The organism is Pseudomonas sp. PDM32 (assembly GCF_019219225.1).
In the GTDB taxonomy this organism is placed as follows: Bacteria; Pseudomonadota; Gammaproteobacteria; order Pseudomonadales; family Pseudomonadaceae; genus Aquipseudomonas; species Aquipseudomonas laurylsulfatiphila.
In genome coordinates this window covers 263,008-288,150 of record NZ_JAHUWE010000008.1, presented here as the reverse complement: position 1 = coordinate 288,150, position 25,143 = coordinate 263,008, and the positions used below count along the sequence as shown (strand labels likewise).

18 protein-coding genes are annotated in these 25,143 nt (G+C 62.3%); 7 read left to right on the top strand and 11 right to left on the bottom strand.

Annotated elements, in window-relative coordinates; translation table 11 throughout:
- Positions 1-72: 72 nt before the first annotated feature.
- Positions 73-828: a precorrin-6A synthase (deacetylating) gene (cobF, locus tag KW846_RS17410; RefSeq protein WP_218483753.1), complete on the bottom strand. Its 756-nt coding sequence runs from the start codon at positions 826-828 to the stop codon at positions 73-75.
- Positions 828-1,400, bottom strand: a complete 573-nt coding sequence (locus KW846_RS17405) for a histidine phosphatase family protein (RefSeq protein WP_218483751.1) — start codon at positions 1,398-1,400, stop codon at positions 828-830. The genes cobF and KW846_RS17405 overlap by 1 nt, the downstream gene beginning before the upstream one ends.
- Before the next feature lie 739 nt (positions 1,401-2,139).
- On the opposite strand from KW846_RS17405, the gene KW846_RS17400 reads away from it, so the two are divergent.
- The 3 genes from KW846_RS17400 (at position 2,140) to KW846_RS17390 (ending at position 5,258) form a co-directional block, all read left to right on the top strand.
- The gene (locus KW846_RS17400) at positions 2,140-3,156 is read left to right on the top strand and encodes an arginine N-succinyltransferase (protein WP_218483749.1); all 1,017 of its coding nucleotides are present in this window, start codon (positions 2,140-2,142) and stop codon (positions 3,154-3,156) included.
- Between the two features lie 55 nt (positions 3,157-3,211).
- The gene (astA, locus tag KW846_RS17395; protein ID WP_218483747.1) at positions 3,212-4,246 is read left to right on the top strand and encodes an arginine N-succinyltransferase; all 1,035 of its coding nucleotides are present in this window, start codon (positions 3,212-3,214) and stop codon (positions 4,244-4,246) included.
- Between the two features lie 142 nt (positions 4,247-4,388).
- Positions 4,389-5,258, top strand: coding sequence for an oxaloacetate decarboxylase (locus KW846_RS17390; protein ID WP_007975765.1), 870 nt, complete (start codon positions 4,389-4,391; stop codon positions 5,256-5,258).
- A gap of 323 nt (positions 5,259-5,581) precedes the next feature.
- Here KW846_RS17390 and KW846_RS17385 read toward each other — a convergent pair whose 3' ends face one another.
- Positions 5,582-6,655 (bottom strand): diguanylate cyclase, encoded by a 1,074-nt coding sequence (locus KW846_RS17385; RefSeq protein WP_218480540.1) that lies wholly within the window; start codon positions 6,653-6,655, stop codon positions 5,582-5,584.
- A 198-nt stretch (positions 6,656-6,853) separates the two neighbouring features.
- Between KW846_RS17385 and KW846_RS17380 the strand changes: the two genes are divergently transcribed.
- The 3 genes from KW846_RS17380 to KW846_RS17370 all read left to right on the top strand — a co-directional run bounded on the left by KW846_RS17380 (position 6,854) and on the right by KW846_RS17370 (position 10,816).
- Positions 6,854-8,308, top strand: coding sequence for an NAD(P)/FAD-dependent oxidoreductase (locus KW846_RS17380; protein WP_218483746.1), 1,455 nt, complete (start codon positions 6,854-6,856; stop codon positions 8,306-8,308).
- Between the two features lie 22 nt (positions 8,309-8,330).
- Positions 8,331-9,287: an alpha/beta fold hydrolase gene (locus KW846_RS17375; RefSeq protein WP_218483744.1), complete on the top strand. Its 957-nt coding sequence runs from the start codon at positions 8,331-8,333 to the stop codon at positions 9,285-9,287.
- Between the two features lie 110 nt (positions 9,288-9,397).
- Positions 9,398-10,816, top strand: a complete 1,419-nt coding sequence (locus tag KW846_RS17370) for a VOC family protein (RefSeq protein ID WP_218483742.1) — start codon at positions 9,398-9,400, stop codon at positions 10,814-10,816.
- 459 nt (positions 10,817-11,275) lie between these two features.
- Here KW846_RS17370 and KW846_RS17365 read toward each other — a convergent pair whose 3' ends face one another.
- The 4 genes from KW846_RS17365 to KW846_RS17350 form a co-directional block, all read right to left on the bottom strand.
- Positions 11,276-11,854 (bottom strand): hypothetical protein, encoded by a 579-nt coding sequence (locus KW846_RS17365; protein ID WP_008052121.1) that lies wholly within the window; start codon positions 11,852-11,854, stop codon positions 11,276-11,278.
- Between the two features lie 117 nt (positions 11,855-11,971).
- The gene (locus tag KW846_RS17360) at positions 11,972-13,054 is read right to left on the bottom strand and encodes a lipocalin-like domain-containing protein (RefSeq protein WP_218483740.1); all 1,083 of its coding nucleotides are present in this window, start codon (positions 13,052-13,054) and stop codon (positions 11,972-11,974) included.
- Positions 13,044-15,515 (bottom strand): ABC transporter permease, encoded by a 2,472-nt coding sequence (locus tag KW846_RS17355; RefSeq protein ID WP_218483738.1) that lies wholly within the window; start codon positions 15,513-15,515, stop codon positions 13,044-13,046. Before KW846_RS17355 ends, KW846_RS17360 begins: the two co-directional genes overlap by 11 nt.
- A gap of 1 nt (position 15,516) precedes the next feature.
- Positions 15,517-16,185, bottom strand: coding sequence for an ABC transporter ATP-binding protein (locus KW846_RS17350; RefSeq protein WP_218483736.1), 669 nt, complete (start codon positions 16,183-16,185; stop codon positions 15,517-15,519).
- Between the two features lie 137 nt (positions 16,186-16,322).
- Between KW846_RS17350 and KW846_RS17345 the strand changes: the two genes are divergently transcribed.
- Positions 16,323-18,296 (top strand): alkyl/aryl-sulfatase, encoded by a 1,974-nt coding sequence (locus KW846_RS17345; RefSeq protein WP_218483734.1) that lies wholly within the window; start codon positions 16,323-16,325, stop codon positions 18,294-18,296.
- Between the two features lie 631 nt (positions 18,297-18,927).
- On the opposite strand, the gene KW846_RS17340 is transcribed toward KW846_RS17345, so the two are convergent.
- The 4 genes from KW846_RS17340 to KW846_RS17325 all read right to left on the bottom strand — a co-directional run bounded on the left by KW846_RS17340 (position 18,928) and on the right by KW846_RS17325 (position 24,993).
- Positions 18,928-20,313, bottom strand: a complete 1,386-nt coding sequence (locus KW846_RS17340; protein WP_218483732.1) for a DUF1254 domain-containing protein — start codon at positions 20,311-20,313, stop codon at positions 18,928-18,930.
- The gene (locus KW846_RS17335; protein WP_218483730.1) at positions 20,310-21,659 is read right to left on the bottom strand and encodes a DUF1254 domain-containing protein; all 1,350 of its coding nucleotides are present in this window, start codon (positions 21,657-21,659) and stop codon (positions 20,310-20,312) included. The genes KW846_RS17340 and KW846_RS17335 overlap by 4 nt, the downstream gene beginning before the upstream one ends.
- Before the next feature lie 158 nt (positions 21,660-21,817).
- Positions 21,818-23,155 carry a DUF1329 domain-containing protein gene (locus KW846_RS17330; protein ID WP_218483728.1) on the bottom strand — a complete coding sequence of 446 codons (1,338 nt, stop codon included), beginning with the start codon at positions 23,153-23,155 and terminating at the stop codon, positions 21,818-21,820.
- A gap of 11 nt (positions 23,156-23,166) precedes the next feature.
- A complete protein-coding gene (locus tag KW846_RS17325; RefSeq protein WP_218483726.1) occupies positions 23,167-24,993 on the bottom strand; it encodes a DUF1302 domain-containing protein in 1,827 nt (608 codons plus the stop codon).
- Between the last annotated feature and the right edge of the window lie 150 nt (positions 24,994-25,143).

The following is a 25,143-nucleotide window of genomic DNA, read 5'->3' as shown; positions in this document are numbered from 1 at the left end:
GGATGGTGTGAACAACACAATACCTGTGGGAGCGGGCTTGCTCGCGAAGGCGTCAGCCCGGTCACCCACTGGTCAAGGCTTGCGCAACAGATAGGTATCCATGATCCAGCCATTGGCCAGCCGTGCCGCCTTGCGCACCCGTTCGATTTCATCCGCCACATCCCTGAGCTTGCCGCTGATCAGGATTTCATCCGGCGTCCCCAGATAGGCCCCCCAGTAAATCTCGGTGTCCCGGTCCGCCACCTGATGGTAGGCATCCTGGGCATCGAGCATCACCACCAGGCTGTCGGCATCGCTCACCTGCCCTGCCGCCAACCGTCGGCCCGTGGTGATTTCAACGGCGCGGCCAATCTGGTTGAGCGCCACCTTGTGCTGTGCCGCCAGGGCCTGGACGCTGGTAATGCCGGGGATCACCTCGAACTCGAACGCGCTGGCGCCCGAGGCCTGGATCGCCTGAAGGATACGGATTGTGCTGTCGTACAGCGCGGGGTCGCCCCACACCAGGAAACCACCACACTGGTCGTCGGACAGTTCTTCATTGATCAGCCGTTCGAAGGTCTGCTGTTTGGCCAGGTTCAAGTCGTCGACACTGCTCCTGTAGTCCACCTCACCGCGCTCGCGCTCGGGGCTGTGGGCCTGGACAAAACGGTAATCGTGGTCGGTGATGTAGCGTTCGCAGATTTCGCGCCGCAAGTCGATGAGTTTGTCTTTGCTCTCGCCCTTGTCCATGAGGAAAAAAACGTCGACCTGATTCAGCGCCTTCACCGCCTGCATCGTGATGTAGTCGGGATTGCCGGCACCGATGCCGATGACCAGGAGTTTTTTCATCACAGCAGGTCCTCGGGGTCGGTACCCGGCAAGCGCAACCGCCAGCGGCCATGGAACCTCAACTCGACCGCCGACAGGGGTTCGACGTCGATCATGTCGGATGCCGCACCCTGCAACACCTGCGTCAGAGCGGCGCGGATGACAAAGGGATGGGTAATGGCAACGATGTGTCCGGGTGTCGATTGCAACGCGGTCAACCACGCCCCCACCCGCTCGCCCAGTTGCACCAGCGACTCGCCACCGTGGGGAGCCGAAGCCGGATCCCCCAGCCAATGCTCGAGGGCCCCGGGATCGTTTTTTTGCAGGTCGCCGATGCGCTCACCGCCCCAACGCCCGAAGTCGCAATCCTTCAGTGAGTCGACAATCTGCGCCGCGCTGCCGAACAGCTCAGCGGTTTGCCGGGTGCGCAGTTCCGGACCGCAGACAAGGCGTGGAACGCCCTTGAACTGATTGCAACGGGAAAGCCTGAGCGCTTGCCAATCCGTTTCCAGAGGTTCGTCCAATGGAAAACGCGCCAGTTTCTGTGCGACGGTTCGAGCGTGACAAATCAGGGTTAAACGGGTCGCCTGCACCGGCAATCACTCCAGGGATGGAAAGGAACAACGGCGTCAGGGGACTGCCATCGCGCAATTGTGCCGCAAGCGAGCAGGCCTTGGGGTAATGCCGATCAGTTAAGAGTGACACTGACCTGTGGCGAGGGAGCTTGCTCCCGTTGGGCAGCGAAGCGGCCCCATCAAACGGGCCTGCTGCGCAGTCCAGCGGGAGCAAGCTCCCTCGCCACAGGTTGATCAGCGCTGACCGGCCCCTTGACTGATTGGCATTAGGCCCTGGGGGCGTTTAATTTTGCTGTTTGAAGCGGACTCCTTCAGGCATTTCCTGGCAGATTTTCTGTTATCGCTGACTGCAACTCAGGCAATGGCCTACAAGACTTTGCGACATCGGCGTAGCCCTTTGCTGCAGGCACTTCGCCCCTTTTTCGGGCACGACCGGACCACGCGAAAATTAACTAGACAGGCAGTACGCGATAATTAAATACTCTTTTCAACGGACTGTTAAAACATGTGCCACGCTCATCCAGCAGGAGCCCGGATGCCCTCTCTCCAATACCCGATCAATGTGCCAGGCCCGGCAACGCCTGCGGCCGAGCCGTCCGTCCCTCGTTTAATGCAGGCAATCCCAAGCAGCATCTGACAAGAAGAAGAGTGGCGCCTGACAACGATCAGATGTCCACCGAATAATTGTGTGGAAAAACCGACAGTGATAGTCAGGTTCGGCTCAAACCGCCGGATCGTTTGATACAGGAGTGTCTCCATGCTGGTCTTGCGTCCAGTCGAGTTGGCTGACCTGCCAAGGTTGCAGAAGCTGGCTCGTGAAAGCCTGGTGGGCGTCACATCCCTGCCCGACGACAGCGAACGGTTGCGCGAAAAAATTCTCGATTCCTGTGCCTCGTTCGAGAAAGCCGTCGAGGGTCATGGCCGGGAAAACTATTTCTTTGTCCTCGAAGACCCGGCGACGCAGCACCTGGTCGGCTGCTCGGAAATCCTCGCCACGGCGGGGTACGACGAGCCGTTCTACAGCCTGCGCAACCGGCACTTCACCAGTGCCTCGCGGGAACTGAACATCGAGCACGGTGTACCGGCCTTGTCGTTGTGTCACGACCTCAGCGGCCACACCTTGCTGCGCGGCTTCCATATCGATGCCGCACGGGTACACACCGCCCACTCCGAACTGCTGTCCCGGGCGCGCCTGTTGTTCATCGCGGCCCATCCCGGGCGGTTTTCCGCAACGGTGATCACCGAAATCGTTGGTTACAGCAGTGATGAAGGGCACTCGCCATTCTGGGATGCCGTGGGCAAGCATTTCTTCGACCTGCCCTACGTCGAGGCCGAACGGCTTTGCGGCCTGCAAAGCCGTACCTTTCTTGCCGAACTGATGCCGCAGTATCCGATTTACGTGCCCATGCTGCCCAAAGCGGCACAGGACTGCATCGGCAGCATCCACCCCGATGGCCAGGAAGCCTTCGATATCCTCGAGCGTGAAGGCTTCGAAACCAACAGCTACATCGATCTGTTCGATGGCGGCCCGACGCTCTATGCGCGCACCTCGGGCATTCGGTCCATCGCCCACAGCCAGTGTGGCCTCACACAGCGCGGCCCGGTGAACGATGCCCGGGGCAGCTATCTGGTGAGCAACGAGTCCTTGACGGACTATCGGGCCATCGTCGCCGATCTTGACTACATCGCCGGGCAACCCGTCACGCTGGACGCGGCCATGTGCACGGCGCTGAAGGTCACCGAGGGCAGCCCGGTCAGGCTGATCGCCCTGTGAGTGCCCGCCTGGGTCAACGCCAACGCCCGAACACCCATGAACAAGGAACAGCCGCATGATTGTCCGTCCGGTCCAGATCACCGACCTGCCCGCCTTGTTTATGCTGGTGCGTCAGGCCAGCCCCGGACTCACCAGCCTGCCGGCCGACGAAGAACGCCTGGCCTACCGGATCCGCTGGGCCCAACGCACTTTCGCCGGGCAGGTCGATCGGGCCGATGCCGATTACCTGTTCGTGCTCGAGGACGACGAGCAGCAAGTGGTGGGCGTCAGCGCCCTGACGGGTGGGATCGGTCTGCGCGAGCCCTGGTACAACTACCGGGTCGGGCTGACGGTCAGTGCTTGCGCGGACCTGGGTATCCAGCGCCAGATCCCGACCCTGTTCCTGAGCAATGAATTGACCGGGCAATCGGAAGTCTGCTCGTTGTACCTGCGCCCCGATCAGCGCCAGGGAAGCAACGGCCGTTTGCTTTCGCTCGGGCGCTTGTTGTTCGTAGCCGAGTTTACGCAGCTGTTCGGCAACCGGCTGATCGCCGAATTACGCGGCAGTACCGACGAACGAGGCGGCTCACCGTTCTGGGACAGCCTTGGCCGGCATTTTTTCAAGATGGATTTCAGCCATGCCGATCACTTGTCCGGGCTGGGCAACAAATCGTTCATCGCCGAACTCATGCCACGCCAGCCGCTGTACACCTGTCTGCTCACCGAACAGGCCCAAGCGGTGATAGGCAAGGCCCACCCGAACACCGAGCCGGCCCTGAAAATCCTCAGTGCCGAAGGTTTTGCCCACAAGGGCCATATCGATATCTTCGACGGCGGACCGGTCATCGAGGCCCCGGTTTCCGGTATCCGCACCGTGTGCGACAGCCGACCGCTGCAACTGGCCATCGGCTCGCCGGACGCTAACGATCCGCTTTGGCTGATTCACAATCGGCGCCTGGAAAACTGCCGCATTACCTGCGTCCCGGCCCGACTGGCGGGCAACAGCCTGGTGGTCGATCGCCTGACCGCCAAGCGCTTGCAACTGCAGCCCGGCGACTCGGTACGCGCCGTGCCGCTGCTCAACCAGCGGCACCAGGCCGCAGCGGCGTGACCTATCAGCTTGCTGCCTCAGGCGTCAATCCGGCTTACCCAGCAAATTCGTCATCATTCTCCCCCTGCGCGCGTGATAGCCTTTTATTTCTTCGGCGTTGACACTTTTGCTCAAGCCCTTCCATTCCATTGGTGGAACTCATATGTCCAGGCTTTCCCATCAAGATTTGCGCCGCAACTTTCGCCAACTGTTCGCTTCCAACACCTGCTACCACACGGCCTCGGTGTTCGACCCGATGTCGGCGCGCATCGCCGCCGACCTGGGTTTCGAAGTCGGGATCCTGGGTGGCTCGGTCGCCTCGCTGCAGGTGCTGGGCGCCCCAGACTTTGCCCTGATCACCCTCAGCGAGTTCGCTGAGCAGGCCACCCGCATCGGCCGCGTTGCCCAGTTGCCGGTGATTGCCGATGCCGACCACGGTTACGGCAACGCGCTCAACGTCATGCGCACCATCGTCGAACTCGAACGCGCCGGCGTCGCCGCGCTGACCATCGAAGACACCCTGCTGCCCGCGCAGTTCGGTCGCAAATCCACCGACCTGATCACGGTCGCCGAAGGCGTCGGCAAGATCCGCGCGGCACTGGAAGCCCGCTGCGATAAGGAAATGGCGATCATCGCCCGCACCCACGCCGGGATTCTGCCGGTGCAGGAAATCATCAGCCGCACCCGGCAATACCAGCAAGCCGGGGCCGACGGGATCTGCATGGTGGGCGTCAAGGACTTCGACCATCTGGAGCAGATCGCCGAGCACCTGAGCGTGCCGCTGATGCTGGTCACCTACGGCAACCCCCTGCTGCGCGACGACAAGCGCCTGGCCGAACTGGGTGTGCGTGTGACCATCGACGGCCATGGCGCCTACTTCGCCGCGATCAAGGCGACCTACGACAGCCTGCGCGAGCAACGCCAGATCCTCACCCAGACCTCGGACTTGAGCGCGACCGAGCTCACTCACACCTACACGCAACCTGAGGAATACATCCGCTACGCGGAAGAGTTCATGAGCGTGAAGGAGTGATGGTTTAACCCGGCACGACGCCATCGTCGGATCGCCTGGTTCGCGGTTGCACACCAATGTTGGACTCGCCACAGATCCACTGTGGGAGCGGGCTTGCTCGCGAAGGCGTAGTGTCAGTCGATACAAATACTGAATGACACACCGCATTCGCGAGCAAGCCCGCTCCCACATTTGGATTGCGGGTGTACACAGGTGATGGACTCACCACAAATCTACTGTGGGAGCGGGCTTGCTCGCGAAGAGGCCATCACAGCCAACATCCCTGCCGCCTGACACTCCGCCTTCGCGAGCAGGCTGACTCCCACAGGTCTTGCGGTGGGCGGTCACGCCGAGTCGAGCAGTTCGCGATGGGGTTTGCCATTGCCGCAACAGATCACGCGGTTACGCCCGGTGGTCTTGGCTTCGTATAGCGCATGATCGGCGTCGTTGAGCCAAAGCGTCGCGTCGGCGTGCGCCGGGTCGAATGACGCCAGGCCAATGCTCAGGCTGACTTTCAGTGCCGGACTCTGCTCGTAGCCCAAGGTGGCGAAGCGATCACGCAACGCCTCCATGAGCACCGCGGCGCGGTTCAGGGGCAGGTCCGGAAGGATCACGCAGAACTCGTCACCGCCGTAGCGCCCGGCCACATCGGTCGCTCGCAGGTTCTGCTTGAGCATTTTGCTCAACTGACGCAGGACGATGTCACCGGCAACATGGCCGTAGGTGTCGTTGATGGCCTTGAAATGGTCGATGTCGATCAGGGCAATCGCCCCGCCTTTTTGCTGGCGTTTGCAGCGCTGGAACTCGACTTCCAACTGGTCCTTCCAGGTGCCATGGTTGAACAGGCCCGTCAGGCTGTCGGTGCGGCTCAGTGCCAGCAGTTCACGCTTCTGACGGCCGAGGGTATGGGCCTGGCGGAAGCAGATCCAGCCCAGCGCCAACGGATACAGGCACAGCAAGGGCAAACAGGCATAGAGCTGCAGCGGGCTGGTCGCTGGAATGAACGCAGGGGCGAAAATCTGTAAACCGACGCCGATGCCCAGCACTTGCGCGGCCGTCCCGGCCAGCAGGAAGCGCATGCCGCCGATGGCCACGTTGTTCATGGCCATCATGGAAATGGTGGTCGCGCTGGGCAACGGATTGAAATGCATCGCGGCAATCCAGAAGCCGCCGAGAAAGGCATCGATCAGCAGATTGCGGTGTTCGGCGTGATAAGGCTTTCTGGCCCGGCGCGCCCATTGATAAGCCACGTGCGGCCAGACCAGGCCATTAAACCACATGAAACCCCAGACCCAGGGCGCTGGATCGAGTGGATACATCGCCGCGCTCACGCACACCAATCCCAGGGCCACCCCCAGGATTCGCGATGTATAGAGCCTCCTGGCCAATGAGAAACCCTTTCCTCCCGCTTTTTCCATAAGGCCTCTGTGCCACTCGACGGAATGCGATAACAGCCTGCGCCTGTGCGCTGGAGTCTATCAGGGCGAGATTAAATAGCCATCACCGGCTGGCGGGCTGAATATCGCGGCATCACCCTCGCATAAAAGCAAAAGCCTCACCCCGGAAACGGCTATACATGAAAGAAGGGGTTGATCAATGACCATAAGAGGAGGCCCATGCAGACCTTTCAAGTATTGATCATCGGCAGCGGGTTTGGCGGCCAATGTGCCGCAATCAATTTGCTCAAGGCCGGGATCGACGATTTTCGCCTGCTGGAGCGGCGGGATTTCTTCGGCGGCACCTGGTGCCAGAACACCTACCCCGGCGCGGCCGTCGACGTACCTTCGCCGCTGTATTCGTTGTCTTTCGCACCCTATCGCTGGACGCAGATGTTCGCCGAACAGGCCGAGCTGCATCGCTACACCCGCCATGTGGTGGAACACTTCGGCCTGCGCGACAAGGTGGAACTGGACGCGAATGTCGAGCGCATCGAATGGGACGACACCAGCAAGCGCTGGACCGTCTACACCGCCGGCAAGGGCACGTATTGCGCGCAGTTCCTGATCAACGCGACCGGGCCGCTGAGCCAACCGGTGGTGCCGCACTTCGAGGGACAGGAGCGTTTTCAAGGTAAAACGTTTCACACCAACAACTGGGATCACGGCTACGACTATCGGGACAAACGCGTGGCCATCGTCGGCAGCGGCGCCAGTGCGGCCCAGGTGATACCGGCCATCGCCCCGGATGTCGGGCACTTGCATGTGTTCCAGCGCACGCCCCACTGGGTGTTGCCCCGGGCCGACCGCAGCTTTGGCCGTTTCCAGCGCTGGCTGCTGGGGCTCAAGCCGGCCTACAAACTGCTGCGCTGGGGGATCTACTGGCAGTTCGAAACCCGGGTGATTGCCTTCAAGTATTCGAAGCCGGCGATACACTTGGTCCAGCGCCAGGCCCTGCGCTTTCTCAAACGCCAGGTGCCGGACGCCGAACTGCGACGCCAACTGACGCCGGACTACACCATCGGCTGCAAACGAGTGATCCTGTCCAGCACGCTGTATCCGGCACTGGCGCGGCGCAACGTGACGCTGCATAGCCGCGAGCAAGGCATCGCCGCCATCGACGAAACCGGCATCGTTACCCTGGACGGCCAGCACATCGACCTGGACCTGATCGTCTGGTCCACCGGCTACGACGCCACCGACGGCGTGATTTCCTACCCGGTCACGGGGAAAAACGGCACCCGTCTCAAGGAGGTCTGGGCGCAATACCCCCGAGCCTACCTCGGCACCGCCCTGCCCGACTTTCCTAACCTGTTTATCGTCACCGGGCCGAACACCGGGATCGGCCACACCTCGGCGCTGTTCATCATCGAATCGCAGATGAACTACATCCTCGACTGCATTCGCACGTTGAAGGCTCAAGGTTTACGCAGCATCGAAGTTCGCCATGAGGCGGAACGTACCTACACTGAAATGATCCACCGGGAAATGGAACGTACCGTGTGGAAGTCCGGTGGTTGCCACAGTTGGTATCAAAGCAAGAGCGGTCATGTGATTGCGATGTTTCCGGGGTTCAGTTTCAGCTTTCATCGCTTGACCCGAGCGCTGAAACCCGCCGATCACATTTTGTCCTGAGCAGATAGAAGGGAGACGCGTGATGCTTTTGTTGTTCGTGGTTCTCGCAGTATTCGTCGCCTGGAGCTGGTTGACCTACCCGGCCATCGGCTACTGGCTCTATGACTTGTGCATGGCGGCCGAGGCCAAGCTGTACCGGCTGCACAAGATCGTCGTGCCCATCCCCGAGATGACCGTCTCGACCTGGCAAGGCGGGCCGTACGAGGCCACCAGCAGTGTGCTGATGCTCCATGGCTTCAGCGCCGACAAGAACCTCTGGCTGCGTTTCGCCCGGCACTTTGTCGGCAGCCATCGCGTGATCATCCCGGACATCGCCGGCCATGGCGAAACCGGCTTCAAGGCGGGCGGCGGCTACGACATCCCGTTGCAGGCCAAGCGCATGATCCAGCTGCTGGACGTATGCGGCGTCGAGAAAGTCCATGTCATCGGCAACTCCATGGGTGGCTACATGGCGGCGTGGCTCGCGGCCAATTACCCCGAGCGCATTGTGTCCCTGGCCCTGATCGACCCGGCGGGGGTCACCTCGCCCGAGCCCAGTGACCTGGAGCGGCATTTGGCCAAGGGCCACAACCCGTTCCTGATTCATTCGCGGGAAGAATTCCAGCGTTTCTACGCCATGACCATGGCATCCCCGCCCTGGGTGCCGAAACTCGTGCTCGATGCCGTGGCCCAGCGCTATGAACAGTCCCGCGAGGAGCTGGAAGAAATCTTCCGCGATTTCCGCGCCAGCCCGCCGATGGAACCCCACCTGCCCGACATCAGCGTCCCGTCGCTGTTGCTGTGGGGGCGCAAGGACCGGCTGATCGACGTCAGCAGCGTGGCGGTCTGGAGCAAGGGCATCGCCGACCTGCGCGTGCATATCTGGGACGCCATCGGGCACATGCCCATGGTGGAAGCGCCCTCCGGTTCGGCGCGCCTGTATCGGGAGTTTTTGGCATCGCTGCGCTCGGAGAGTCCACAGGATCAACGGCTGCACTAGGTTTGCAGTCCTTTGCAGAATGAAGTTCGTCAGAAACTTCGTTTGTCGGCGTCGCTGAAGGCTGCGATCTTTTGCCCATCCTTTACGTCACCGCGCCAGGAATCCTGTTCATGAACCACCCGAACTTCGTCAGCCCTGACCTGATCCGCCAACGCTTCTCCAAAGCGATGTCCGACATGTACCGCGAGGAAGTGCCGTTGTACGGCGCGTTGATGGAGCTGGTGGAGCAGACCAACCGTCACGTGCTGCACAGCGATCCACAGATCCTCCGACAGCTCAGCAGCACTGGCGAAATCGAGCGCCTGGACCTGGAGCGCCATGGGGCGATCCGCGTCGGTACGGCCGATGAACTGGCGACCCTCGCCCGCCTGTTCGCGGTGATGGGGATGCAACCGGTGGGCTACTACGACCTGACACCGGCCGGCGTCCCGGTGCATTCCACGGCGTTTCGCGCCGTGCATGAAGCGTCGTTGCAGGTCAGTCCGTTCCGGGTGTTCACCTCGCTGTTGCGCCTGGAGTTGATCGAAGACCTGGAGCTGCGAGCGTTCGCCCAGTCGATGCTCGACCGGCGCTCGATCTTCACCGCCAAAGCCCTTACGCTCATCGAGCATGCCGAGTCCGAGGGGGGCCTGACCGAACCGCAAGCCCGGGAATTCGTCGAACAGGCCCTGGAAACCTTTCGCTGGCACCACAGCGCCACCGTCACCGCCGAGCAGTATCAGAAACTCAGCGCCCAGCATCGGCTGATCGCCGACGTGGTGGCGTTCAAGGGCCCGCACATCAACCACCTGACGCCACGGACCCTGGACATCGACATCGTCCAGGCGCAAATGCCCGCCCATGGCATCACCCCCAAAGCAGTGATCGAAGGTCCGCCCCGCCGCCAGTGCCCGATCCTGCTGCGCCAGACCAGTTTCAAGGCCCTCGACGAGCCGATTGCCTTCACCGATCAGAACGAAGCTCGCGGCAGCCACAGTGCCCGCTTCGGCGAGATCGAACAGCGCGGTGCCGCCCTCACGCCAAAAGGCCGCGCACTGTACGACCGCTTGCTCAATGCCGCGCGGGACGAACTCAAGGACTTCCCCAACGAGGCCAACGCCGCGCGCTATAACACCCTGATGGCGCAGCATTTCAGCGAGTTCCCCGACACCTGGGAAGGCATGCGCCAACAGGAGCTGGCTTACTTCCGCTACTTCGTGACGGAAAAAGGCCTGGCGGCGGGCGACCTGAAAAACGTCGCCCTGGACGATCTGCTCGGCAGCGGTTACCTGCGGGTTGAACCGCTGGTGTACGAAGACTTCCTGCCGGTCAGCGCAGCGGGGATTTTTCAGTCGAACCTGGGGGACGCGGCGCAAACCCGCTACGGCGTGCACTCCAATCAGCAGGCGTTCGAAAAGGCCCTGGGGCGTACGACGATCGATGAGTTGGCGTTGTATGCCGAGAGCCAACGGCGCTCGATCGAACAGTGCTTCGCGGCGTTGGCCGATGTTGAAAAAGGCTCTTCGAGCAATCCCGGGAAACACCGATAACGCAATACCTGTAGGAGCCAGCCTGCTGGCGATGGACTCCAGTGCGCCGTGTTCATCCAGTTAACCCGCGTTATCGTTAACGACCATCGCTGGCAGGCCAGCTCCTACAGGGGACCGTGCCCACGCTGAAACCCCCAAAAAAAACGGGCGACCCGCAGGTTGCCCGTTTTTTTTATATCCGAAACTTTCAATACAACCAATAAAGTGTTCGCCCAGTGCAATGGCCTCGGCAATCCATGCACTGGTAAAGAGCCGCACACTGGGCGAACGGAAAGCATTTTAGTAGATGAGAATCAATATGTCCGCACTGCAAAGATGAAATTTATCGACACAATGTTTAAGGAAATATCGACTTGTTTGCGACGCCGCACAACGCTTTAAACGCGACCGTTAGACGCTATGAGCTGATTATTCCTGTACAAGACTTCTACAAAAACAATCAGCCCATATCACTCAATTTCAGTGCTTGCTGGTCACCGTCAATATGTCGGTGTAAACCACGTTAACGCTTTGTCCAACTTTCAAGTCCTTGAGTTTGGCCTGGACTTCAGGTCGCTTGACGTCAACCGTCTTGGACTTGCCTTCCGGGTTTTCAAAAGTCACTTGGTGTTTTTTCTGGTCGATGTGGGTGATTTTCAGCTGCACTTTCACTTGACGGTAAGCTTCGCCGCCGGGGTTGTCGCTACCGGGTGCTGCGCGCACTTCGCCAGTGGCTTCGGCAGTGCCCGGCAGGCCTTTGTCGACATCGGTGTCGAGGAAGGCGGCAACGGCGCTGGTGACCCTGATGTCGACCGTGTCGCCGGCCTTGAGGTTGTCGAGGTTTTTCGCCTTCTCGGTCAGTTGCACAGGGAATTCATTACCCTGCGGGCCTTTGAGGACCACGATACGGTTTGCGGTATCTACCGAAACGACTTGGGTGGCGACCTGATCGACCACCACCACTTCGGACAACGGGAGTTCGGCGGCAACCGCACCGAAACTGGCGGCAGACAGCAAGGTGGCGAGGGTGATGGCTTTGGTCAGTGCGTGGCGTTTCATAGGCAGAACTTTCCCTGTGATGGATGGCAACAGACGGCGTTGAAGCCAGGCCCAACGCCATGTGTGCGATGAGCATAGACGCTGTTTGGCGAGTGGTCGTGGCGGGCCGCTGATTTTCTAATACCCGGTCATTTCCAGATAGCCGATCCCTGCATGACTGCCACTGAGGCGCACCGGGCCTTCCCAGTACGGTATGCGCAAGTCCATCCACGCCTGGGGATTGAGCGCGGTGATGACGATATCGAGGTGTCTGGAGGGGATCCTGATCGACCAGCGAGTGGGCATCTCGCGCCCGGCCACGCTGGCCCTGTCTTGCGGTGTGAGGCTGATGTCGCCGGCGTGCAGCAACTGTGTCTGCCCCCGGGCGTCGATCCAGGTGCCGGTGAGGTAAGGCTCGCCGTCTTTTTGCCGCATGCGATACAGCATCACCTGCTCGCCGCTGTCCAGGTGCAGGGAGAACCAGTCCCAACCGCTCTGGTTGGCCGTCAAGGGCTGGCTGCTCCATTCGCGGTCGAGCCAGGCCGGGCCACTGACCTGAAAGGTCTGGCCGTCGATTTCCAGGCTGCCGCTGGCCTGGAAAAACGGCTGACTGTAGTAGTAAGAGGCCTGCCCCTGTTCGGATTTCTGGCTGAAGCCCTTGTCGCCTTGCAGCACCAGCGGACCTGTCGAGGTCAACCGCAGCCGGTAGCTGAAACGCTTGTCGCGGGCACTGAGCAGCAGGTCGGCCAACGGATCCTCGGCTGTTGCCTGGCTGCTCAGTTGCCAGTCGTCGATCCATGCATTGAACGGCGCAACGCTGACACCAGCCTGACCGACGCCGCCACGGGCGTAGCGCTCAGCCGCGTGATGCACCGTCGCCGACGTCACCGCCGCGTGACCGAGCCAGATCGTCTGGTTCTGCCAGCCTGCCCCCTCGGGGGTGGCTTTCAAGGCGCTGCGGAACAGCGTCCATTGCGCGCCGAACTCGTGCCCCTGAGCGTCCTTCAGGTTGGCGGTGATGTACCACCATTCGATGCGAAAGCCATCGTGCGGGCCGTGATCCGCCGGGAAGCTGAACACCCGGCCGGGCACCACCTTGGTAAACGCAGCGGCCTGGTTGCCCAGCCCGGCAAACCCCTTTTCTACCGGCGCCGGTTGATCGCAGCCATTCAACAGCAGCACCAGCAGCGCCAGGAGCAAGACGCCGAGATTAATCTTCATGGGCAAACGTTCGCAGCAAGTCCGCCGGTTGCGTGCGGTACAAACGGAACAACGGCCAGGCCGAAGCCAGCAATGTCGCCACCAGCGCCAGCCCCATCAACTGCAACAGTTGCAACGGAAACACCCGCAACGGCAGGCGCCAGCCAAAGGCCTGCACATTGATCACCGTGTCCAGGCACCACGCCAGGGCGATGCCCAACGGCAACGCCAGCAGCAGGGTCAGCATCGCCAGCAACCAGGTCTGCCCCAGGTTGAGCAACATCAGATGCCGGCGCGTCACGCCCAGTGCCCATAGCGGCGCCAGTTGCCCAAGACGGCTCTGGCTTTGGGTCAGCAGGCTGATGAACAGCGCCACGCCGGCTACGCACAACGTCAGGCTATTGAGCGCAGCAGTGGCGGCGAAGGTGCGTTCGAAGACTTGCGTGGACCAGCCCTTCAACTGCGCCTGATCGACGATGCGGCTGTCGTCCAGGGTAAAACGCGCCTGCAGCGCCGTGACGAACGCCGGGATCGACGCCGGCTCAATGCGCAGGTTGAAGCGGTTCGGTGCCAGTTGCGGCCAGACGCGCAACAGGTGGTTGATATTGACCAGAATGTGGCCCTTGGGATTGCCGTAGTCGGCGTAGATCCCGACTATCCGTGGCGACCAGGGGCCAGTGGGCGTCGGCAGCCTCAGATGGTCGCCCAGTTGCACACGCAGGCGCCGGGCCAGTTGTTCGCTGAGCATCACCGCATCGTCGTTGGCCAGACGTTCCCAAGGGTTGTCACCCAGGGCTTCGAGCAACGGCCAGTGCTGGCGGTAGGTCGGGTGGTCGATGATCCCGGACAGGTCCGCCGGCCAGCCCTGCAACTGGATCGACACCTGCCAGTTGGGCAACACCGCCGCCAGTTGTGGCTGCTGGTCGAGCCAGCCGTGCAGCTCCCTGGCCTGGGCCGGGTTCTGTGGGTTGAGGTAAAGCTCGGCCGTCAGCCGTTGCTCGAGCCAGTCGCTGAAGGTCTGGCGAAACCCTGCGGTCATGCTGCCGGCACCGATGTTTGCCGCCATGGCCAACAGCAGCGCCATCAACGCCAGGCTCAACGCCGGAAGTTGCTGGCGGCAATCGGCGACAAACCATTGACCCAGTACCGAGCGGTTGCGCGGCGAAGCGAGACTGAGCAGCGAACTGAGCACCACCGGCAACGCCAGCGCGGCGCCGATCAACAGCGCCGCCATCAGCACGAAGCCACTGACCAGGCTGTCGCCGAAGATCAACGCCAGCAACGCGATCACCCCGGCCATGGCCGCCACCCAAGCCTGGCGGCGCAACCAGCGTGCATGGGCCTGATGCCAGGCCTGCGGGTCGGCCAGCGCCAGCAATGGCAAACGCGCCGCCCGCAGCAGACTGTTGACACCGGCCAGCAACGCGCCGATCAGACTCAGGCCGATACCACTGAACCACCATGACAGGCCGAGGTTCAACTGCCCCGCCACTTCAGCGCCATACAAGCCACGCAGGCTGGCGGCGACATCCGGCAACAACACGGCGGCCAGCAGGTAGCCGCTGACCACCCCCGCCGCCCCGCCGACCAGGGCCAACCCACCCAATTCGACGGCGAGACAAGCGATCAGCATGCGCGCACTCACCCCACAGGCACGCAGGGTCCGCAGCAAACCCCGGCGTTGCTCCAGCGCCAGCCCGATGGCGGCGTGCACGATAAACAGACCGACCACGAACGACAGCACCCCCAAGGCCGCAAGGTTCAGGTGAAAACTTTCGGTCAGGCGTGTGAGGTTGTTTTCTTCGCCGGCGCTCTTGAGTTGCAGCTGGCCCTGGAAGACGTGCGGCAGCGACGCAGTGAAATCCTTCGGTAGCAGCAGGCGCGACAGTTGATCCGGCAACCCGAGAATCTGCTGGGCAAAACCGATGTCCACCAGCAGCACACCGGGCGCCATGTCGGCCTGCACCTGCAGCGGCGGCAGCGCCACGCCCGCCAGGTTCAGTGGCCGGTCACCTTCGTGCAAGCCCAGTGCCTGCAAGGTTTGCGACGATATCCAGGTACTGCCCGGCGGGCTGAAAAAGCCGACCACCTGCTCGATCGCCAAGGCCTGCCCCGCCACCGCCGCGCCCGCCGGCAGCGACACCGGCTCGATGCCCATCAACTGCAGGCGCTGCTCTTCATGCCCCTTGAGCGTGACCCGGCCTTGCAGCACCGGTGACACGGGCCACCCCGAGCGGCGCAGATCGACAAACCATTGCTGCGCGAAGGTGCCGCCACCGGGCGCACCGAGACTGGCCTGGGGTTCGCCGCCGATCAGCTGACTGGCGCGGGCATAGCTGTCGCGGGCCTGGCTGTTGAGTGCCTGGACGCCGGTCAACAGGCCGGTGGCCAGCCACAACCCGGTCAGCACGCTGAAAAACTGCACCGGATGCTGCCGCCAGTGGCTGAGCAGCGCGCGCAGGGTCTGGCCAAAGATGCCCATGTCAGCGCTCGCCCACAGCGGCCAGGCGCCCACCGCACAGCAGGGCCTTTTCCGCCAGCCGCGCCGCCACGCCGGGACTGTGGGTGACCATCAGCAGGCTGGTGGGACTGTCGTCGAGCAGTTCCAGCAGCAACTGCAACACCTCGGCGCCGGTGGTTTCATCGAGGCTGCCGGTGGGCTCGTCGGCCAGCAGCAATGGCGGGCGCGACGCCAGCGCCCGGCCCAGCGCGACCCGTTGCTGCTGGCCGCCGGACAGTTGCTCCGGGTAGCGCCGCAGCAGCTCACCCAAGCCCAGGCGCCGCACCAGATGGGCTTGCCAGCGTGGGTCATGACGCCCGGCCAGACGCGCCTGAATCGCCAGGTTGTCTTCGACCCGCAGGCTGCCGATCAGGTTGAATTGCTGGAACACCAGGCCGATTTCCGTACGACGCCAGTTCGCCAGTTGCCCTTCGTTCATCTGTTCCAGGCGATATCCGCCACTGCGGATGCTGCCGCGATCGACCTTGTCCAGCCCGGCGATCAGGTGCAGCAAGGTGCTTTTGCCACTGCCCGACTCGCCCATCAGCGCCAGGCTGCTGCCGGGCCTGAGCGTCAGGTCGACGCCTTGCAGCACCGGCAGCTGCCCCTGCGGTGTGGCGTAGCTTTTGAAAACGCCATGGACTTCAAGCATGGGTCAACCTGCTGGATATGCGTGGCTCAAGGATAGCGGCCCTGAATGTTTTTTGTCCGTTGCCGATGATCGCCCTGCCCGTGCCCCGCCCTACCCTCGAAGTTGGTCTAGCCATAACGATAAAAAACGGAGACGCCATGCCTCGTTTCACCTTGAGCCCTCGTGGGCTACTCGCTTGCCTGATCACTGCCTGCCTGGTGCAATCGGTGGTCGCCGCCGATGCACCGGTCGCGGCCAGCCCGCAAACCACGGCCAGTAACGCCGCCGTGCTGAAGCAACTGCCCTTCACCGACCGCACCGACTACGAGTCGGTCACCAAGGGCTTGATCGCGCCCTTCAAGGGCCAGGTCAAGGACGCCGCGGGCAAGGTCATCTGGGATATCCAGGCCTATGACTTCCTCGCCAAAGACCAGGCCCCGGAGTCGGTCAACCCGAGCCTCTGGCGCCTGGCCCAGCTCAGCGCCCATGCCGGATTGTTCGAAGTCAGCCCGCGTTTGTATCAGGTGCGCGGCCTTGATCTCGCGAACATGACCATCATCGAAGGCGACGACGGGCTGATCATCATCGACCCGTTGACCATGGCCGAAACCGCCAAGGCGGCACTGGACCTGTACTACCAGAACCGTCCACACAAACCGGTGGTGGCGGTGATCTACAGCCACACACACGTCGACCACTTCGGGGGCGTGCGCGGGGTCATCGACGAAGCCGACGTCAAGGCCGGCAAGGTCAAGGTGTTCGCCCCCGCCGGGTTCATGGAACACGTGATGAGCGAGAACGTCTACGCCGGTAACGCCATGAGCCGCCGTGCGCAGTTTCAGTTCGGCAGCCTGCTGCCCCGTGGCGAGAAAGGCCAGGTCGATGCCGGCCTGGGCAAGAGCACGCCGAGCGGCGGCACCGTCACCCTGATCCCGCCCACCGACCTGATCGACAAAGAACTGGAGACCCGCACCATCGCCGGCCTCGAGGTGGAATTCCAGTTGACCCCGGGCACCGAGGCGCCCGCGGAAATGAACCTGTACCTGCCGCAGTTGCGTGCCTTGTGCATGGCGGAAAACGCCACGCAAATGATGCACAACATCCTCACCCCGCGCGGCGCGCAAGTGCGGGACGCCAAGGCCTGGGCCGAGTACCTGGACGGCAGCCTGGCGCGGTACGGCGACAAGAGCGACGTGCTGTTCGCCCAGCACAACTGGCCGACCTGGGGCGGCGAACGCATCCGCATCTTCCTCGCCGACCAGCGCGACATGTACGCCTTCCTCAATGACCGCACCCTGCACCTGCTGAACCAGGGCCTGACACCGCTGGAAATCGCCGACTCGATCAAGAAACTGCCCGGCAGTCTGGACCAGAAGTGGTACACCCGTGGCTACTACGGCTCGCTGAGCTTCAACACCCGTGCGGTGTATCAGCGCTACATGGGTTTCTATGACGGCAACCCGGCCAACCTCAATCCGCTGCCACCCGTGGAAACGGCGAAGTACACGGTCGAAGCCATGGGTGGCGAAGCCGCGGTACTGGAGAAAATGCGCGCGGCGATGACCAAGGGTGAGTACCGCTGGGCCGCGCAACTGGGCAATCAATTGCTGTTCGCCAATCCGGACAACGGCGACGCGCGCAAAGCCCAGGCCGAGGCGCTGGAGCAGATGGGTTATCAAAGCGAAAACGCCACCTGGCGCAACATGTACCTGACCGGCGCCATGGAACTGCGCAACGGCGTACCGCCTCATGCAGGCACTTCGGTGTCGGTGGACATGGTGCGGGCGATGAGCCCGCAGATGTTCTTCGACTTCCTGGCCGTGCGTCTGGACAGCGAAAAGGCCGCAGGCCATGACCTGACCCTGAACTGGACCTTCGAGGACCTGAACAAGGACTTCAACCTGACCCTGCGCAACGGCGTGCTGACCCACCGCACCGGCCTCAACGCCCAGGCGGATGCCGGCGTGACCATGAGCAAGGCCACCCTGGAACAGATCAGCCTCAAGCAACTGGATATCCCCACGGCGATCCAGAAAGGCCTGATCAAGTTGCAAGGCAATGGCAAGAAGCTTGGAGAATTGATGTCCAGCCTCGATACGTTTGCGCCGCAGTTCAATATCGTTACCCCGTGACAGATCCCCTGTAGGAGCGAGCCTGCTCGCGATGGAGGTCAACGATGATGCGGGGGGCCTGACACCCCGCGGTGCGCTCAGGTTTTTCGCGAGCAGGCTCGCTCCTACAGGGCCCGCCGCCATCCATGCCGGGTTGCCCACTGGACAGAACCGGAGGGCAAGAAGATCAAAAGATCGCAGCCTGCGGCAGCTCCTACAGGCCGAGCGTTAGCTCGCCTGCAGCTCTTGATCTTGATCCACCCGCCCCCTCGGCAGGCTGAGCGCAGGTGTTCATCCGGGGATGGGCGCGCAGCGCCGTTCGACGCAGTCGAACTCATTGCATGTAGGTCGAAGCGAAGCCGACCGGAGGGCAATGCCCCCGGATGAATACCGCAGCGAAGGAACCCCGAGCCTCAGCGAGGGGCCGTACGTTCGGGGCGAGCGTTTTTTGCTTCCTTTTTTAGGCGCTTGTAAAAAAGGGAGTCGCCGTCAGGGCGAAACCATAAGCCGCCGTTACCGAAGAAACGGATATGTACACCCGTAAAAATCCACACCGCCTGACACTCCGCCTTCGCGGGCAAGCCCGCTCCCACAGGGATCCAGGTTGTCCAATACAGGTTTGAACGACACAGATCCGATGTAGGAGCGCAACTCAGGCAGACACCACTTCAACCACCGGCATTTTCCAGCGCTGATTGACCACCTGCTGCCCGGGCCCATAGAGGCGCAAGACCAGGGTGAACGCCCCGCTCGCCGGCGTCGGCAACCAGTTGCTCTGCTCAGGCGGCGTGGCGTTCTGCAGGATCAACGTCAACCCGCCGTCCGCGTCCATCTGCATAGGATCCCGGCTGCTCAGGCAATAACGATTGATCGGGTTGGCCACCAGTTGCCGGTCCGGCAAGTCATACAAGGTCAGTGACCAGAACTCGCTGGCGGGCGGCAATTGTCCCGGTGCGAAACGCAGGCGATAGCTTCGCCCGCCCTGCAAGGGTTGCCCCTGATTATCCACACGAGTGCCGGTGTAGAAGGCCTCCTCCACACTGTTACCGTAGATGCCGACATTCGCCGCAACAGCGCGGTTGAGGTAATTGCCGTCCATCGCTTCGCGAGTGCCGAACAGGCCGAGGGTGGTGCGGACCTGGCTCACCGCCGTTTGTAATTGCGCCTGGGCGTCCTGAATCCCGGCGAGCAGTGCCTTGCGGGTGGCTGGTGGCAACGTCGCCGGGTCGAAACCCTGGCCAGGCACGATGCCGATCCGCGCAAAGCGTGCACGCAAGGCTAGCTCGGACGGTTGCGTCGGACACAGGCTGAGGATCTGGTTCAACGCCGGGATAAACTCCAGCCCCAACCCGGTCTTGCTGTCCCAGGGGTGCCAGTCAATGGCTGGCGCAGCCACGGGCGGTGCACTGCCGATGTATTCATGCAACGAACGCAACTCGTATTGCTGCTGCAAGGCACGCACCGCCGGCAGGTCCCCGGCGTTTTTCAGGCCCGTTCTGCCAAGCACCATGACGATTTCGGTTTCGCTGCGCAGCACGGCCGTGACACCGTCCGGTATCTGTCCTTGCCAGCCGGGTCCGGCGATCAGGTAGTTTCCCGCATCGCGCCCGGTGCTGAGCACGCCGACATAGGCAAAGTTGTGGGTGTACTGGTCGACCAGTTGAAGCACGTAATAGCGGTCGTCAGGCACGGTCGGCACACTCAACACTTGCGGCTCGCTGCGCAGGTCGAGCCAGGCCCAGGAGTACGGCGTGTCGTTGTTCGGCGTGACGATTTCGCGGTTGTTCGGGGTGTACAACTCGCTGTAATGGCGAAAGCGATTGAAGCCGCCGACGTACTCCGGCGCAGACGCGTTGAGCGCCTGTTTTTCCATGGTCTGGTAATGCATGAGCATGGGGTACGCGTAAATCCACGCCTCTTTGGCAATCTGGCGAAGGTCATCGGAATCAGCGGCCAGCAACCAGCGAGGAAACATCAGGCTGCCTCCCAATACCCCCATGCAGCCCAACATCCGGCGGCGACTGAAAATCAGGTTCATGATTCGATCCTCGTGATCGTCGGCAACTGATAACTCCCGTCCAGTGCCCCGCCCTTGGGCAGGTACAGGCGCAACAGCAGGTTGAACGGACCTTGCGGCGTCGGCAGCCAGTTGCCCTGCGGCGCATCCTTGGGCGCATCGGCTTGCAGGGTCAGGGTCAAGCCGCCGTCGGCATCGTATTGTAGACCAGGGCTGCGGTCGCCAAGGGCGTAACGCTGGATCGGGTTGGCGGCGAGCAGTTGGGTTTGGCCGTCATACAAGGTCAGCGACCAGAACGCATTCACCGGCGGCAATTGACCGGCGGGGAAATGCAGGCGATAGGCGTGCTGGCCGCTGAGCATCTGCCCCTGGGCATCGTGCAGCGCCATCGGGTACAGCGCTTCCAGCGCATCGTTGGCGTAGATGTAGCGCCAGGCGACCGCGGCACGGGTCAGGTCGTCGTCGCCGAACTTGCCGACGTTGGACGGCGACGGCAACCAGCCCTGCTGTTCCACCGACAGCTGGCTGGACGCTGCGCGCACTTGCTCGCGACCGGCTTCGGCGCCCTGGGCGACGGCTTCGTGCAAATCCGCCGGCGCCTGGAATGTGGCGCCCGGCTTCACACCGATGGCGGCGAAACGGGCCAGCTTTTCCTGCTCGCTGGCGCTCCATTGGTGCAGCGGCGCCAGGGCGTTGAAGGTGCTGAACAGCGCCTGCGCCGGCCCCTGTCTGGTGTCCGCATACGCTGGAAGCTGTAGCGCTGCCAAGGGTTCAGGCGCCGCGCCGCCGCTCACGGAGGACAGTGCTTGCAAAGCGTAGCCCTTGAGCACTTGAGCGGCGTCTTTCTGATCCGCTTCGCCCTTGACCTCGGTGCGCCCCAACAGGAACACCAGGCGGCTCGGCGAGCGAATCACGCCGCTGAAACCCGATGGCGCTTCACCCTTCCAGTCCGGCCCGGCGATCAGGTAGCGCCCCGCTTTATCACCCGTGGCGCGGGTGCCGATGTAGTCGAGGTTGTCGGTGCGCATGTCGACCAGTTGAAAGCTGTAGTAGCGCCCCTGCACGGCCGGCACGTCCAGCACCATCGGTTCGCTGCGCAAATCAAGCAAGGCTCGGGAATAGAAGGTGTCGTTGTTCGGTGACACCACTTTGTTGTCCTGCGGGCCGAGCAAGCGCGGTTCGCTGTAGAGCCGGTTGAACGGCAGCTTCGCGGCAATGGCGCTGAGCACTTTGTCGTGCTCGACGGTGGCGTAGGCGAACACGTAGGCCTCCCGGGCCAGTGCCTTCGCCTGGGGTTGATCGAGGGTTGCAGCGTGAACGGTACCCAGGCTTGCGCCCAGGGCAAGAGCGGATATCCAGTAGCGCACGGTAGATCTCCTTTAGATAAACATCGGCATACACAGATCCCTGTGGGAGCGGGCTTGCTCGCGAAAGCAGTGTGTCAGCCAACATTGATGGCGACTGACACGACGCCTTCGCGAGCAAGCCCGCTCCCACAATGGGTTTGCAGTGATTTGGCGAAGGGTTACTTGGCCCAGCGCCGCAGGTCCGACGGGGTGTAGTCGTCGGTCTTGGCGGCGAAGCCCACGCGCATCGGTTCTGTCTCTTCGTTGGCCAGGCCGCCGGCGTAGTAGCGTCCGGAGATCAGGTCGTACGAGGTTTCCAGCACGTTGTAGGTGAAGCCGTGGTCGTACTGCTGAATCGCATGCAGTTCACCGCTGCGCCACAGTTCACCGCGGCTGTCGTACTGGTCCGACTGGGCGATCTGCCAACTGTCCTCGTCCACATAGAAGCGGCGCTTGGCGTAGATGTGCCGGGCACCCGGCTTGAGGGTCGCTTCCACCACCCACACCCGATGCTTCTCGTAGCGGGCCAGGTCCTGGTTGACGTGGTTGGGCTTGATCACGGCGTCGTACTTGAGGTCGCGGCTGCCGATCTTGTAGCTGTTGTAAGGAATGAACAGCTCTTGCTTGCCCACCAGTTTCCAGTCGAAACGGTCCGGCGCGCCGTTGTAGCCGTCGACGTTGTCGGCGGTGATCAGGCCATTGCTGTAACGGGCGCTGTTGTCGTAGGCGATCATCGGCGCACGACGCACGCGACGTTGCCCCGGCAGGTATTGCCAGGCCGAACGCGGCTCGGCGACCTGGTCGATCGGCTCATGCACCAGCACCGCTTCGCCGGACAGACGCGCCGGCTCCAGGACCCGGCTCTTGAACATGAACAGCACGTTGGAGCCCGCCTCCAGGCCACTCACGGTGTCGGCGAAGTTGATCAGCGACTGGTTGCGCACGTAGCTGGTGGCGCCGTTTTCACGCACCAGTGCGGCGCTGCTGATGCGCTCGTAGCTGCCGCCGCGATAACGGGTCATGTGGTTCCACATCACCTCCAGGCCTTCGGTGGGCAGCGGGAACGGAATGCCCCTGGCGTAGTCATGCAGACCGTTGCCGCCATCGGCCATGCTGGTCTTGGCCACGTTGTCGCGGCTTGCCGCCAGCACCTCCTTGGGCAGGTTGGCGCTGCGATGAGTCGGGTAGATGTTCATCTTGTAAGTGTCGGGAAAACGCTTGAACAAGGCGATTTGCCCGGGGCTGAGAAACTTCTCGTACTGCGCCACATTCTTCGCCGTGACGGTGAACAAGGGCTTTTCGGCCGCATAAGGGTCGCTATAGCCGCCCTTGCTGTCGACGGTACCGGCGTTGCTCGCCAGGCCACCGGTCCAGGCCGGAATGCTACCGTCGGCATTGGCCGCCATTTCCGAGCCCATGGGGGTCAGGGTCTTGCCCAGGGCCGCCGAATCGGTGCCTTTGGCCTGTGCCAGGCCGACGGTGCAGGCCAGGGCCAGCACGCACAATTGCATACGCATAACGGTTCTCCTTAGAAGTCTGCCTTGAAGCTGACGGATGCGAAATCGCGGTCGTCGAGGGTGCTGTAGTCGTTGGAACCGAAGAAGGCGTTGTAGGCCAGTTCCACGCTGTAATCGTTCATGTAGACGCCGGTCAGGCTCACGCCCAGCGCTTGTTGGCCCTCCTGGAACGGCCCTTGCGGATCGTAGGAATAGCCCTCGACGTCATGTCGCCAGTTGACGGCCGGAATCAGGTTGATGCCCGGCAACACATCGCTGTATTCGAGGCTGGCGCGCAGGCGATAACCCCACGACCACTCGGTGGCAAAGCCCTTGTCGGTGCAGTACTGGTTGGTGACCCCGGAGGCCACGGTGTTGCACGGTGTGCCGTTGCGCGGAGCACTGCGGCCGAACGCGGCGTTACGGCCAAGGCGCTCATCGCCGAGATCGTCGATGTGCACGACCCCGGCCTCACCGAACAGGCTCAGGCGCGTGGCGCCCAGCACGTTGTCGATGGCCTGGGTGGCCGAGCCGGTCAACTGCCAGACACCCTTGCGTTCCCAGGCATCGAACTGACTGCCATTGGTGGTGCTGAAGCCGGCCGGCAATTGCACCCAGGAGCTGCCCCCCGGCCCGGAAATCACGGCGACGTTGACGTCGGGTGCGTTGATCGCCAGTGGCATGTTCGGCCGGTAGCTCAGCTCACCGGCCAGGGAAATCCCGGTGACCGGTTCGACGCCGTTGAGGCTGATGCCGTACAGGTGAATGTTTTCCGGGAAGGCCGCCGCATAGCTCGGCGCCTGGGTGCCACCGGGAAAGGTGCCGGGCAAGGAAGTGTTCCTGGCGTTGAGGGTGAAATACGGCAACCGCGAGTGATAGTTGATGTAGTAGATCGCCGCTTCGGCATCGTTCAGCGCCGGGATCATCTGGCGCAAGGCGAAGCCGAACTGGCCGTAATCGGACGGCGACTCATTGCCCCGGGAGGTGGCGTACAACCCCGCGGCCTGCATCTGATCATCGGTCTGCACCTGGCTCAGGTACAGCGGCCCGCACCCCGGCTGAATCACGTCGCTGCTGGCGAAGAAAGTGCCGCAACCGTCGAGGACACTGGGCCGCCAGTTGTACTGATAGAAACCTTCGAGGTTGGTGGTGTCGGTCAGGCCGAAGCTGAAGGACACCATCTCCACCGGCAACTGGCCTTCCTTGATTTCCACGCCGGGACGGTTGAACGCCGAGATGTCCAGCGGGTTGATCACGTTGATGCCGTTCTGGATCAACAGCGCCTCGCCCCAGGACAACACCTGGTTGCCGACCTTCACGTTCAGCGGATGCTCGGCCACCTGGAAGTCTTTCCAGACGTAGGCGTCGAGGACCTGGAAGCCCTTGAACTTGGCCAGGTCGTCCCAGCCCGAATCGTCGAAATCCTTGAAGCGGCCATTGCCGGTTTCATAGGCGTGGTCGTACCAGTATTTGAAGCGCAGGAACGCGCCCTGGCCCTGGCCATCGAGACTGAAATCGGTGAGGCCCTTGAAAAGCTGCGAGATGGGATCGCCCTTCTCGAAGTTCAGCCGGTTGTCGTCGGCGCTGACGCTGGTGCCATTGGCATTCACGCCCTGGGCCTGCAAGGCATTGGCGCGGGTCATCAGGCTTTTGTCGGGGTTTTGCGTCGACCAACTGCTGCCCAGGCTCAGACTGGTCTTGGTCGACAGGCTCCAGTCTTCGTTGAGGTCAAAGGTGGTGGCGCAGGCCGGCCCCGTGAGTACGGCAAGAATCGCCAACGCAAGAGGTTGCGGGCGGGTATGGCCAAGCCGGTGAAGTCGTTGGCGGACTCCGGCTGTGGCCGAGCTTTTTTTTATCATTATTGGGCTCCGGTCAGGTTTGCTCAGCCCCGACACGGTGCCCAACTATCGACCGCGACACGCAAGCGATGGCCGACAAAAAATAATCATCGGGGGATCTGCGAGGCGGTAGGCTTATGTTTTCAAGGCGTACATATCCGTTTTTTCGGT